General features: G+C 69.2%; 11 protein-coding genes. 4 read left to right on the top strand and 7 right to left on the bottom strand.

The annotated features are described in order from the left end of the window. Window positions 1-165: 165 nt before the first annotated feature. The gene (locus tag P3T27_RS32790; RefSeq protein WP_280684903.1) at window positions 166-951 is read right to left on the bottom strand and encodes a hypothetical protein; all 786 of its coding nucleotides are present in this window, start codon (window positions 949-951) and stop codon (window positions 166-168) included. 410 nt (window positions 952-1,361) lie between these two features. Between P3T27_RS32790 and P3T27_RS32785 the strand changes: the two genes are divergently transcribed. Further along, on the top strand, window positions 1,362-2,012 hold the full coding sequence (locus P3T27_RS32785) for a hypothetical protein (RefSeq protein ID WP_280684902.1): 651 nt from the start codon (window positions 1,362-1,364) through the stop codon (window positions 2,010-2,012). Between the two features lie 426 nt (window positions 2,013-2,438). Here P3T27_RS32785 and P3T27_RS32780 read toward each other — a convergent pair whose 3' ends face one another. From P3T27_RS32780 to P3T27_RS32770, 3 genes are all read right to left on the bottom strand, one after another. Then, on the bottom strand, window positions 2,439-3,140 hold the full coding sequence (locus tag P3T27_RS32780; RefSeq protein ID WP_280684901.1) for a class I SAM-dependent methyltransferase: 702 nt from the start codon (window positions 3,138-3,140) through the stop codon (window positions 2,439-2,441). 39 nt (window positions 3,141-3,179) lie between these two features. Next, the gene (locus P3T27_RS32775) at window positions 3,180-3,620 is read right to left on the bottom strand and encodes a hypothetical protein (protein ID WP_280684900.1); all 441 of its coding nucleotides are present in this window, start codon (window positions 3,618-3,620) and stop codon (window positions 3,180-3,182) included. 205 nt (window positions 3,621-3,825) lie between these two features. After that, a complete protein-coding gene (locus tag P3T27_RS32770) occupies window positions 3,826-4,860 on the bottom strand; it encodes a hypothetical protein (RefSeq protein WP_280684899.1) in 1,035 nt (344 codons plus the stop codon). Window positions 4,861-5,881: 1,021 nt separating this feature from the next. Here P3T27_RS32770 and P3T27_RS32765 point away from each other — a divergent pair. The 3 genes from P3T27_RS32765 to P3T27_RS32755 all read left to right on the top strand — a co-directional run bounded on the left by P3T27_RS32765 (window position 5,882) and on the right by P3T27_RS32755 (window position 9,444). Then, entirely contained in the window at window positions 5,882-7,474 is a 1,593-nt protein-coding gene (locus P3T27_RS32765) for a restriction endonuclease fold toxin-2 domain-containing protein (protein WP_280684898.1), read from the top strand. A gap of 43 nt (window positions 7,475-7,517) precedes the next feature. Then, the gene (locus tag P3T27_RS32760; RefSeq protein WP_280684897.1) at window positions 7,518-7,892 is read left to right on the top strand and encodes a hypothetical protein; all 375 of its coding nucleotides are present in this window, start codon (window positions 7,518-7,520) and stop codon (window positions 7,890-7,892) included. A gap of 229 nt (window positions 7,893-8,121) precedes the next feature. Then, complete coding sequence (locus P3T27_RS32755) at window positions 8,122-9,444, top strand: hypothetical protein (protein WP_280684896.1); 1,323 nt, start codon at window positions 8,122-8,124, stop codon at window positions 9,442-9,444. 1,079 nt (window positions 9,445-10,523) lie between these two features. Here the strand turns inward: P3T27_RS32755 and P3T27_RS32750 are convergent. The 3 genes from P3T27_RS32750 to P3T27_RS32740 all read right to left on the bottom strand — a co-directional run bounded on the left by P3T27_RS32750 (window position 10,524) and on the right by P3T27_RS32740 (window position 12,550). After that, on the bottom strand, window positions 10,524-10,682 hold the full coding sequence (locus P3T27_RS32750) for a hypothetical protein (RefSeq protein WP_280684895.1): 159 nt from the start codon (window positions 10,680-10,682) through the stop codon (window positions 10,524-10,526). 6 nt (window positions 10,683-10,688) lie between these two features. Beyond that, window positions 10,689-12,362: an IS1182 family transposase gene (locus P3T27_RS32745; RefSeq protein ID WP_280684894.1), complete on the bottom strand. Its 1,674-nt coding sequence runs from the start codon at window positions 12,360-12,362 to the stop codon at window positions 10,689-10,691. Between the two features lie 101 nt (window positions 12,363-12,463). Continuing rightward, window positions 12,464-12,550 carry a hypothetical protein gene (locus tag P3T27_RS32740; protein ID WP_280684978.1) on the bottom strand — a complete coding sequence of 29 codons (87 nt, stop codon included), beginning with the start codon at window positions 12,548-12,550 and terminating at the stop codon, window positions 12,464-12,466. Window positions 12,551-12,774 lie beyond the last annotated feature (224 nt).

Genomic DNA, 12,774 nt, shown 5'->3' with positions numbered 1-12,774 from the left:
ACGGAGGCTCGCCCCGGCTCCTCTTCCAGAGCCCTGAAGAAGGCCCTCGCCAGACTCGTTCCTGATGGCCGCCTTGTGGTGCGTCAGGTTGGTCGGATGACGCTGCAGGCATATCGCCCCCGGGCCCGCAGACCGGCTGAGAAGCCGGTCGCCCTGTCGGCGTGGTCACTTCCCGGTCTCGGGCCGGCCGGCCGTCACCGTGTAGAGGCCGCGCCCGGGCCGCTGCGCGCGGCCGTCCCTGGCGAGGCGTTCCAGCCTGGTGCGGAGCGCGTTGATGTTCCCCTCGAGGGCATCCAATTCCAGCAGGTCGAGTACCTCGCGGGCGCGCAGCGGCTTTCCCGCCTTCGACAGGACCTCCAGGACGCTGTCCGCGTCCGTCACCTGCCGTCGGCGGCTCGCCGCCGGCACGGTCGCCTCAACGGGGTGCTTGCCACCGGCGGACGCCGCTTTCCCCCGGGCCGCCTCCTTGGCCGTGGCCGTCCGCTGCGCCGCGCCCTTGGGCCCGGTGTCCTTCGCCGCCGTCTTCCGGGCGGTCTTCCTCGCGCCGGGTGCCGAGGCCCGTTCCTTCCGTTCGGGCGCGGGGGTGGCCGTCTTCGCCGCCGCGCGCGTCCTCGTGGCGGCGGCCTTCTTCTTCGCGGCCGTTCTCTTCCCGGTGCGGACCACCGCGGCGGCAGGCCCGCTGGGTGAGGACGCCACCCGCCGGTCGGCCGGCTCGGCCGCCGCAGCGGCTTCCCGCACAGCCCCAGCAGACGGTGCCGGAGACAGGTCGTCAGCGTGCAGCTCACCAGCGCTGTCCAGGGGCGTGCCGAACGAGAGGAGCCGTAGCCCTTCGAGTGCCTTGGCGATGGCCTCCTGTTCCGCCGTCGCGGCCGCCAGTTCCGCCTCCGCTCGACGGATTCGGTCCTGCACGGCGGGCTGTCGTACCTCCAGCAGGGCGATCGTCGATGCCACACCGCTGTCCGTACCGAAGGTGTTTCCGCTTCCCACAACCACTCCCATGCCTCATCGGTCACCGGTCGTCGCAGTGAATCTACGGCTCACCGGCGGGCAGTGCGGGGATTGCGGGGATACCTCACCACAAGGAGTGCGCCTTCCCAAGCGCCGGTGTGGGCTCGGCCCGTGGCCAGCCGGCGCTGTACGGCGCGGCACACCCCTGCCCGAAAGCCGCGCACGGGACCTATGGGCAGCTCCGCCAACCCTCGCCTGCCACCCGCAATGCCGGACGGCCGGGTACCGGCAGCAACGGGCCCACGGTCGCCGCCCACCGGTCCGGGCCTGGCGGGGAAGTGCGAAACCCGAGTGCCGTGGCGGGCCGACGTGGCAGGATCGACGCGGTCACGTTGAGGGAGGATTCTGTGGCTTTGAGTCACGATGAGTGGGTGATGCTGGAGGCCGCCGCTGCCGAGGGCTCCGGCTGGCTGACCGGGGACCTGCCCCTGGAACGCCGGATCGCGGAACACGGGACCGTGCGCCGGCTCGTCGGAGCGAAGGTGTGCGAGTTCGCCGGCCCCGAACAGCTCGACGGTCTCGCCGCCGCCGGGACCCGTCCAGCGTGGGCGGTGCGAGCCACCGGGCTGGGGCAGGACCTGCTGCGCTACCGGGTCCTGCGGGACCGCCCCGCCGAGCAGCCCGTCACACCGGTGGCTGACTGCGTGCCGGACTCCACGATCAGCGTGCGCGCCGTCGACCTGCCTCTCCTCCGCGCCGTCCGCAAGGACGCGGAGGCCAGCCTCCTCCCCGGGGTAGACGCCGGCCTGCTGGGCGCGGCAATCGCCAGGGCGCGGCCGGTCGAGGGCTCCAGCCGGCACAGCGTGGACGTCACCGAGGCCGAGCTCGCGGTGATCCTGCGGGTGTTCTACCTGGAATCCCTGCGTGGTGGCGGTGCTGCCGGCTACCACCACGTCCTGCGTTCGTCGCCTCTGGCAGACGCCCTGAGGCCCGATCCGGTGTACCGCCCGGAGACCACCGTCGTACGGTCTCGCGCCGCCGTCTCCGCCGCGCCGGCCCGCTGAGTGCCTGTGTCTGAACCCCTACTTTGGGTAGCCTGGAGCCCTAACCTGACTGGGTGTCCGAGGGCGCCGGGCGGGCCGGAGAGCGGAAGTGCAGGGGCTGTGGTGGTCGGCTGAGGCCAGCATCGCGGCCCGATGCCGCGTTCTGCTCGACGGCCTGTCGTGCCAGGCAGTGGCGGGTGGAACGCCGGCTGCGGAAGCGGGTGGCAGCCGAGATCAGCGGCACCGGCCGGGTTGAGTGCCCGGAGTGCGGCGTCTGGTGGGTGGCCGGGGTGGATCGGCGTTCGAACGCCGTCTACTTGTCCCGTCTCAATTGATCATTGCCGGTAAGCAGTCCCGTGACCTGGGCAGGTGTAATCAGCGGTGAGACCGGCTTGGCGGCCGGTCTCACTTGATGTTGTCGCCGGGAAGTAGATCGGCGGGTTCGTCTCACGTGGCGTTGTCGGCTGCCCGCGTTTCCAGGTCTCCGGCCGGCTGCCCTGGCTTTCGGGCGAGGAGGTATGCCTGCTGGCCCTGCCGGGGCTTCTCGCTCTCGTTGGGCTCGCGGATCAGTCGGGCATCCACCACCAGCCCGATCTGGCTCAGGAGCTCGGAGATTCGGTCGGGAGACACCCAGTAGACGTCGAGGGAGAGCTCGTGCCCGTATGCGTTCTCCAGGTGCCGGTGCTTGTCGCCTGCCTTGAAGGCGATCAGCAGATGGCCGCCTGGGGCCAACACACGGTGGAACTCTGCGAACACCACCGGCAACAGCTCCGGAGGGGTGTGGACGGTTGAGTACCAGGCGATGATGCCACCGAGAGCTCCGTCCGCCAGGTCCAGGTCGGTCATCGACCCTTCGTCGAATTGCAGGTCCGGGTGCGTGCGGCGGGCAACCGCAACCGTCTCCGGCGACAGATCGATGCCGAACGCGGTCACCCCGAGCGAGTGCAGGTGTGCCGTCACGTGGCCGGGCCCGCAGCCGAGATCAGCGACGGGCCCGGCGTCGACGGCCCGCGTGAGTTCAGCGAACGTGCTTATCATCGCGCGGCCGTATAGGTCGCCCTCGAACGCAGGTGGCACAAGTTTGGCGTAGTCGACGGCAACGGTGTCGTAGGCCACCCGAGTGGTGTGCAGGTAGGTCGGCTCTGTCATAGCTGAGGACAGTAGTGCCTGCCTGCTGTTGTCGGTCAGTCAGCTTCGGCCATCATGCGTTGGCGGTAAGCGGCTTGTCGGCATCGCGGTGAACAGTAGCGAGCGTCTTGACGTCGGTCGTTGCCGCTCGTCCAGGTGACGCCGCAGGCTGGGCACTCCACCTTCTGCATGGAGGACGAGGGGTCGCTGAGTGCGCGTTGGTGCTGTTCGAGCCTCCAATTGCGTGATCTGCATGCGGTTGAGCAGAACCGTGTCCTCGAATTTCGGGCTTTCAACTGGTTGGTCGAGCGCCCGCATGATCTTGGCCGCCCACTGCTCGGGATCCACGAACGGCCGGCTGCGATACTGCTCGACCAGCTGCCGCCCGTGCTCACGGCCACACGCCACCAGCAGCCGCTGGCCGTCGTGCTTCGGGTCGGTGCGGTGCACCACCGAGGAGTCGCGCACCAGGAAGTAGACCTCGCTGCCATCGGCGATCACCTCCCCGCTCTCCCCAGGCTCACACCGCTTCCGACCCGCGAGCGCACCGGTCAGGCCTCTTCTGGCGGGTCCCAGCCACAGGACGTGTCCAGGTCAAGGACGCCTTCGGCGCCGCGAGCGCGGTGAGCTACGCTCATCCCCTCCGCGCCCTCAAGATCAGGCTGGCTGTCGGGCGGCCCGGGAAAGAGCGGCGTCCTCATGGAGATCAAGAAGCAGCGTCGGGATCCCCACGGGGAATGGGTGGCAGCATTTTGGCTGGGAAAATACGTGGCATTTCACCCCGGGTGACCACGTAGATGCCGGAGCCAGGGCTGGTTTCTGTGGATCTGGCCAGGAGTTCTTCTCGGTTCACGACTGGTGGCCACTGGGTGCCGCCAAGGGACCACCGTATGCCGGTCAGGACGATATGGGTGAGGTCGGCGTGGCGGAGGTCGGCCTGTGTGAAGTCGTCCAGCAGGCCCGCTTGCACGGCGTTGAGCAGGTCCTCTGCATCCACACCAACAACAGTGCTGAGGCCTTCGCTCAGGTCGCGGACGCGGGGGAGGACGAGGTCCTGGACGAAGCGGCCGGGGTCGAGGGTGTCGCGGGCGAGGGCGAGGACGAGGTACCGGATGAGGTCCGGGTCGTCGATATCTTCGACGAGGCCGATGGCGAGGTCCCGGACGAGGTCCCGGTCGAGGGTGTCGCGGGCGAGGGCGAGGGCGAGGACGAGGTCACGGGCGCGGTCTCGGTCGCCAGCTAGGGCGAGCGTGTGGTTGAGGTCGCGGGCGAGGCCACGGGTGAAGGCGAGGGCAAGGCGGACGGCCTTGTGGAGGGCGCGAGCGAGGTCGCCGGTGAGGGCGAGGGCGAGATCGAGGTCGGGGTCGTACTTGTCGCGGGCGATGGCGCGGGCGATGGCGCGGTCGAGGTCACGGGTGAGGCCACGGGTGCGGTCAAGGTCACGGGCGAGGGCGCGGGCGATGGCGTGTTCGAGGGTGCGGTCGGGGCTACGGTCGCGGTCGAGATCACGGGCGATGGCGAAATTGAGGTCACGGGCGATGGCGCGCTCGCGCTCGCGATCGAGGTAGAGGACGGGGTCGAGGGTGAGGTAGAGGTCGAAGGCGCGGTCGAGAGCGAGCGCGCGGTCGAGGATGGGGTCGAGGAGAAGCGGTCGACGGTGCAAAGGGTGTAGGTGTGAGTGGGCGTGCACGAGCTCGAGGGTGAGCCTGAGGTCGAAGGTAAGAGTGAGTGTTCTCGCCAAGATGCCGCTGATGAGTGCGGCCTGAAAACCGGGCCGAGTGCGCAAAGCTAGGCGTTCTGCCGCGCCAAGATCCGCCACTCTGAACCGGACAGGCTGGGTGGGGATGTCACCGGAGGCGTCATGGCCAGCGGTCTCTATCCCCGGCGAATGGTCCGCCGGCGGACCAGTGATGACGGTCGGTGGCTCGGTGGGTTCGGCGAGGGAGGGAACGGCTGCAGGGTGGGCGGGCTGGAACGCAAGCGCTGCCCGAATCCATCCCCACAGGGTCTTCTGCGGCGAAAGGACCGTCGGCGGCGTACCCCGGAGGTGATGCCGGACCGTACTCAGCACACGGGAGTCAGCGGACACTCGCGCCCCCCTGAGTCTCGTCCCGGAGTTCAGCCGCCTGTCCACGGGCACCGAGCCCGCCCTCTGAGATCTGCCCAATCCCTGTCTGTGCGATGGTGTCCGCCGCAGGCACAGGCGCGGCCTCCGCACGCACGGCCATCTGCTGGATCACCAACGGCGCCGCGATACCCATCGTCACTGCTCCCAGCGGTCCCGCAATCTGATGCGCCGCGGCGTAGACGGCATCCAGGCCAACAGCCATCGAGAACCGGCAAGCCACGGCAATGACGTAGCCCCACACCTGAGGCCGGCCCCTACCGCCCTTCCACGGCCACTTCGGGGCACGGGACGGCTGGAACGCCGACCATAAGCCACGGATCTCGATCAATCCGGCTCCAAGCAGACCCCAAAGGCATGCCTGCCATATCACCATCATGCAACCCCTCGACCGGTCATCGCCGTACCCAGCATGGCCGCCCGCCCCGCTCTGCACACCCCGTCTCACACATTTTGCGACGGTCCAGGTTCAGACACAGGCACTGAATCCGGGCGAGCCGTCCACGGCGGCCGGTTTGTGCTGTTCTCCGGACCGTGGCCGCCGACACGTTCGCCTGGATCCGGTCCCACGGCGGATGCCTCCCTGCGCGCCAGACGTGCTTGCTACCGTGAACAGCACAGAAAACTGGGGGGCCTGATGACGAGTTTCCACGTCAAACCGGCGGACATGATCGTGTCCTCCGCCGGCTTCAGCGACCTGCACAGCGCGGCTGCCCAGCTCTACCGGAGCCTGGTGTTCACCATGGACGACGCCGCCGGCATGGCCGGTGATGACGATGCTGGCACGAAGTTCGCCGCCAAGTACGACTCCGCGGCGCAGAAGGTCGCCGACGCGATGTCCCAGGTCATCGGTCAGCTCGGCGGGACCGCCAACGGCCTGTACACGATGGCGATCAGCTACCTTCAGGCCGACGCCGATGTCGCGGCCGCGATGATGGCTCCGCAGAAGCTGCCCGAGACAGCCGACCCGCAGTGCGACGAGCAGGCCGCGAAGGCCAAGCTCCGCTCGGCCGCCGGGCACAACGACACCGGTGCGGTCCACGAGATCCTCCGGAAATTCTGGCCACAGGGTGACGTGGACAGGCTCCGCAAGGCCGCGGCCGACTGGAAGCACTTCGCGGCGCTGATCAGCCGGCTCGGGACCGAAGGCGACAAGCGGGTGCAGCGGGTCACCGCCTCCAGCACCTCCAGCGCCGTCACCTCCTTCGCGCAGAACTGGGCGAAGATGCACGACGGCTGCGCCACCGAGGGTCCGCTGCTGAACAGCCTGACGAATGCGGCGTTCAAGCTGGGGCAGGCGTGCGAGGCGTATGCGAAGGAGGTCGAGGGCCTGCGGGACAAGCTGGAGGATCTCGCCGTCGCCGCCGGGCTCGTCGCGGGGGCGGGCATCCTCCTGACCGTGGTCACCCTCGGCGGGTCCGATCTGGCGGCTGCCGGGGGTGAGGCCGCGATCGCCGCCGAGGCCGGTACCGCAGCGGTCGCCATGACCGCGGCGGTGGAGGGGAGCGCGGAACTCGCGGTGCTCGCCGAGGCGGCGGCCGTGGTCGACAGCGCGGCGGCGAGCCTCATCCCCGTGGGCGCGGCGGTGACCGCTACCGCGACCGCCGTTGTGCTGGCCGGGGCGACCGACGCCGCGGCCGTTCCCGGCCCCAAGCCCCCACCGTTCACGGTCACCGCCGGGATGCCGCCTCTTCCCCGTGACCCTGCCAGCCCGTTCCCGGCCCTCTCGGCGCAGGACCAGGCCGCCGTTCGGGCGTGGATGACGCAGATGGAGCAGGACGGCCGTACCTTCCAGGCGCTGGGGCCGTCGGTCAAGGGCGATCCGAAGATCGACGCACGCCGCGGGTACCAGGTCAGGGTGGCCGGGTCGACCGAGTACCGGCTGTACACCAACGTGACTGACCCGGAGACCGGCCGCGAGCTGGGGATGGACGCCGACGGAGTCCGGCCCGAGGACGGGGCTGCGATCGACGCCAAGTACATCGGCCAGCAGAAGAGCTGCAAGTCACCGTTCCGGCTGGACAACGCCGACGGCGTGTTCGACTTCGTCTACGAGAACACCATGGACGGCGAGGCGAAGAAACTGGAGAAGTACGCGTCCGCGCTGAAGGACCCCCGTAACAAGGTCAACCACCTCGAGCTGATCACCAACGACGCGAAGGCGAGCTCCTACTTCCAGGCCCTCATGACCGCCCAGGGCGTCACCGGACGCGTCCGCATCGAACCCTGACCCGCCACCCGGGCCCGCACCGCCAAGAGAAACGAGAACGACCGTGGGATCCACCTTCTACGTCAGCGCCGACCGCGAGCACGCCGGACCGTGGACCTTCACCGGCGAGCAGGTGAAGGACTGCGTCCGCCGGCACTGGCCAGCCTCCACGGTGAGCAGCGCTTTCGAGAACTTCCTGGAGATCGACGCCGAGGTCGAACCCGGCCAGCGGGCTGAGCTGTCGTTCAACCTGCGGCACGGAGCGTTCTCGTTCGAGGACCGGGAACCGCACTCCGCACCGCTGACCGTCATCTACACGGTCCTGCGCGAGCTGGCGCCCCAGACTCCGGTCGTGTGGTGGATCGACTACGACGCCGACCTTCAGCCACTCGATCTCGCCGGAGGCCGGGGCGCGTTCATCGATAGCTTCCCGGCGTAGAACGAACCGTCCAGCCCGTGCGCGCCGGGATGTGTCCCGCGGGTCACATCCGTGCTGTGGCCGGACCCTTGTATGGGCCGCCGGCGGGCAGGTATGCGCGGGTGGGAATTCAAACAGAATGTCGAATTCTGTCAATCGTGAGGCCAGTGTTATTTGAGAGCTTTATCTGCCGATCCTAAACATTCACAGCGGTGTTTAAATTGTCAGTTCCTGTTTCTATTCTCCGGATATGGCTAACGGCGTTTTCCACACCGGGTACGGCATCGAGATCAACCTGACCCTGCCCGACCTCAACCATCCGGACCGGCCCGGCCTGCTGGAGGAGATCACCACCCCGATCGACCGGCGCGAGCTCCTGGAGTGCCTGGAGCACCACCGCGACGGCGCCTGTCAGGCCGAGGAGGAGGGCCGGTCCCCGTGGATGACGATCCGCCGCCGGACGGTCGGCGGTTCCACTTTCTGGGTGGCCGCCCACCTGCCGGTGCGTCACACCCCCACCGCCGAGGAGAGCGCGAAGCACCAGGCGATGAAGGAGCGGATCGCCCGGGCCGCCGAACGCCACGGCCTCCACGCCGAGGTCGAGGCCCGCGCAACCGACGGGCGGATCCGCACCGACGTCCTCGTCACCGGCGATGACGGCCGCCGGATCGGCTGGGAGGCCCAGTACTCGCCGATCACCGCCGACACCGTCCGCCGCCGCTCCCGAGCCGCCGCCGAGCACGGGATCGTCCCGTTGTGGGTGACCGACACCGACCGCTCCGCCGTGGTCGAGCGGGCACCGTGGGCCCGCGTCGACGACTTCAGCTGGAAGGAGATCGCCTCCCCGCTCGCCATGGTGGTCCGCGCCGGGGTCCGGCACCTGCAGCAATGGAAGTGCCTGCCGAGCAGTGTGCGGCCTTGCCCGGTCAACGGCAGCTCCTGCGGTCGCTTCCACGCCGAGTGGTTCCTGCCCGCGCTGTGCCTGCCCGCGAAGCCAGCCACCGAGGTCGACCAACTCGTCGTCGCCAGCGCGGACGGCGAGTTCGTGCCGATGCGCATCCCCAGCCAGCGTGACCCGCGCTCCATCTCCCGAATGTGGGTACCCGCCGCCGACCGGGACCGCTGGCACGACATGTTCGGCCCCGACGAGGACTCCCCGGCCGAACCCCCGACCGGGGACGCCGAAATCACCTACACCTGTCAGGAACTCGACGCGGCCTGCCGCTACGGCGAGGAGACCTTCACCTTCAACGACCCCCGGCCCCGGCGCGGCAACTCCGCCGGCACCGGCCTTCACACCTTCGACGAGGTCCCCAAGCGGCTGTTCACGGTGCCCCGGCAGGACCACCGACTCGACGCCACCGAGAGCCAGCGCCGCGAAGCCGCCCTCGCCCACGGCTGCGAGCCCTGGCAGATCGGACCGTGTGCCGGCTGCGGCTCGCCCATCCGCCGCTACGGCGACGCCGGCTTCCACGCCTGCGAGGCCTGCCGGGCGAGGGCCGCCCGAAGGTGGGCACCGGGATCAGTCCGGTTGGCTGCCGGAGAGTCACCTGGGGACTCGGGATCGGGTTGACCGTTGGATGGCGGGGTGAGGGCAGGGGCTTCGGCGGCCCTCCTGCAGCGGGCGCGCGATCGCCTTCGCGTCTGCGGGCCGACCGGGGCAACCCGTCGCTGCGGTCCATCGAGAGCCGGGCGCGCACGCTGTTCGCGCAGGAGAAGGCCTCGTTGCCGAGAGTACCTGCGCCGGCACGCGATGCTGCACGCCGAGCAGCAGACGGCGGACCGTCAGCGGGTTGCGCAGCAGCGGGTCGAGGCCGACGCCCGCCGGGCTTGTTCAGCTGGCGCGGGCCGAGGCCGCGGAGGCGGTCCGCCAGACGCTGCCGTGCGCTCCATCCGCACCGTGATCCGGGAGTGCGTGGACCTGGCCCTCACCGCCCTGCGCGCCGCCCGCACGAACCGAAGCCTCCCCGCCCAGCCCACTCGTCTCGGCTGCCGACCACTGGCCCACGATCGTCGGCCCCGACGCCGCCGCCCACTGGCCGCCGGCCCCCGGGCACGTCGGGGACCTGGAGCTCGGTTCGGCCAGCGGTACGAGCAGGCAGTCGTCTTCGTCGGCGACCCGCGGCGGCAGCGCCGGGACGGGTCGCCGACGCCAGGTCGTCGAGGAGCAGGTGGTCGGGCTGGTCGCCTTAGAACGCCCGCCCAGCTGAGAGCAGGAATTGGGGGTTCGGGGACACCTTCGGAAGGTTCCGTCGTGGGAAGGCCCAAGAGGGCAGTTGCTGCTGGCGCGGTCGCCGGGCATCTTGCCGAGTACCTGAACGCTTTGTGCGCGCGCAGCGGGAAGACCTACGCCCAGATGGCCGCCGAGACGTCTCCGAGCGTCTCCGTAGCGACGCTGTCCCGGGCAGCATCCGGCAAACGCCGCCCGCAGCTGGAAGTCGTCCGCGCCTTCGTCCGTGCGTGCAGCTCGGCGCCGACCGTGGCGAATGCGGCCCGCTTCTCCTCGGTCGGGTCGGCGTCCCAGTCGGCCTCGGCTGTGTACCAGCGGCGCTGGAGTTCGAGCTGAGCGGCGGCCGGATGACAGAAAGCGGCGCACGCACGAACCGGGCGGGTCCCAGCCTTGAGCTTCCCCCGGTGTGCGGGAGGTGCTGATTAGCTGGTCAGGGCGGGTGTGGGTGGTTCGACGGCCACTGGTTCGGTCGTCGCCTGGTCGGCGTAGTGCTTCGCCTCGTACTCGTCGGGGCTGAGCCAGCCGAGGCGCTTTTGGATGCGGCGGGTGTTGTAGAAGCCGTCGATGACCCTGTTGCCCAATTGATCTCACGCGGCGAGGTCGAGGGCTGCGAGATGGGAAGTGCGCGTCGGTGCGAGTGGACTTCCGTTCCACCAGGCATCGAGTCGGATCAGGTTGATGGCGGTGGCCATGAAGATGTGGGCCAGGTGCGTCTTCGCCAGGCTGGTGTAGCGGGTGCGGCGGGCTCCGGTGGTAGCGACGGCCTGGTGAATGGTGCCTTCCACTCCTGCGCGGGCCGCGTAGCGGCCCTTCCAGTCCTCGGTGGCCTGCTCGGCCCGGACGCGTTCGAGGAGGATGTCTTGGTCCTGGGGGCGGACGGTGAGCTGCCGGCCGTACTGGGTCGAGCGGGTGCACTGGTCGCGGACCGGACACGGCGCGCACGTCTGGGTGGGGAAGCGGATCCGGACCGCCAGACGGCCGTTGTTGTCGTAACCCTCGTTCCAGTACCTGCTGTTGGCGCCGCTCGGGCAGGTCGCCTGCCGCGCGCCCCAGTCGATACTGAAGGACGTTTTGCCGTAGCCGGCGGCCTGGACGGCCTGGCGTGTGCTGTTCGGCCTCACCGGACCAATGACTTCGACACCGCGTTCAACCGGCGAGGTCAGCAGCAGTTCGGCGGAGACGTAGCCGGAGTCCAGGAGATGCTCGGACGGCAGCAGGCCTTTGTCGTCGAGGCGATCGTGGATCCGCTCGACGACCGCCGCGTCGTGGACCGTGGCATCGGTGGTGTGGACGTGGGTGATCATGTGCGGGCGCCCGACCTCACCGGGGTCGTCACAGGTCTCGCTGAGGTGGACCTTGTAGCCGTCCCAGCCGGACCCGCGTTTCATGGCATAGCGGGAGTCGACGTCGTAGGGGGAGGTGATCCTGGCACTGCTGGGCGGGCAATCGCCTTTCCCCCGCCAGGCCACCTCCTGGACTCCGTCGGTCACCGTGCGGCTGAACTGCTGCATCCACACCGTCCGCAGGACGGCGACGACGGGGACGTCCCGCAGCCAGCGCGGCGCCGTGGGTGTGAATACCGCTTCGAGCAGCCGGTATCCGTCGGTGGCGATCTGTCGCGCCAACTCGTCCCGCTCGTCCTGGGCGCTGGGCAATCGGTAGGCGTCCACCCGCGCCCGATAGCGTTGCTGCCAGGACGGGTCCATCCACGTCCTCAACCACGCCGGCGCGGCGACCGCGATTGCTTCCAAAGCCGCCCGCAGTGTCTCTCCGACGAACTCCAGACGGTTCAAGTCCCGTACTGCGGCCAGGACATGCGTGGAGTCGGTGCGCTGTCGACCACCTGGGGCGACCAGTCCCAGCTCCATCAGTCGCTGCAGTAGCAGGTCCAGGACCTTCTCCTCCAGCCCGTGCGCCAGGATCCGGTCGCGGAACCCGGTCAGCACGGTGAAGTCGAATCCGGGGTCCGACAGCTCGACGCCGAGGAGATACTTCCAGTCGATCCTTGCGCGTGTGGCGTGAGCAGCCTGGCGGTCGGTCAGGTCCTCAGCGAACTGCAGGACGCAGACCAACGCCAACTGTCCCGGCGAGACACCAGGACGGCCTCGGACACCGAAGGCGGACCTGAACACCTCGTCTTCGAACAGCGGGCCGAGCTCGTCCCGGACCCTCATCGCCAGACAGCCTTTGGGGAAGGCAGCGAGGGCCACCTGCCGTGTCACCTGCGGGACCTCTGCCCCTGATCTCGACCCCATCGACACCACTCCACCCCGTTCCGCGGCCGAACGACGCACCCTGGATCAGACCGCTGAAGAGCGATCTTTCCGTCCAGGACACATCCAGGTGCGAAATCGCGAAGGGTTCACCCAATTGGGCAACAGGGTCCGTCGATGTAGGCGAACAGCGCCAGGTCTGCGTCCATGCGGGTCGCGAAGGTCGTGCGGCGCACGCACTCGGTCTTCAGCACGCTCCAGAAGTTCTCCGCCAGGGCGTTGTCGAACGAGTCGCCGACGGTGCCCATGCTTGCCTCAATTCCGGCCTTGAGCAGGCGGGTTGTGAGCTTGATAGATGTGTATTGGGTGGATTCAACCGGTCGTCGCAACACCTCGATCGTGGAGGTGTCGGGTGGGGCGGCCTGTGGGGTGGACGACGAAGGTGACGGGGCGTCCGGCG

Origin of the sequence: Kitasatospora sp. MAA19 (assembly GCF_029894125.1) — a bacterium.
Lineage (GTDB): Bacteria > Actinomycetota > Actinomycetes > Streptomycetales > Streptomycetaceae > Kitasatospora.
This window is presented reverse-complemented; position numbering and strand designations above follow the sequence as displayed.

Excerpts from the sequence above, each read along its gene's own strand:
- P3T27_RS32755 (WP_280684896.1), top strand. The coding sequence starts at position 8,122 with ATGGCTAACGGCGTTTTCCACACCGGGTACGGCATCGAGATCAACCTG.
- P3T27_RS32780 (WP_280684901.1), bottom strand. The coding sequence starts at position 3,140 with ATGACAGAGCCGACCTACCTGCACACCACTCGGGTGGCCTACGACACC.
- P3T27_RS32765 (WP_280684898.1), top strand. The coding sequence starts at position 5,882 with ATGACGAGTTTCCACGTCAAACCGGCGGACATGATCGTGTCCTCCGCC.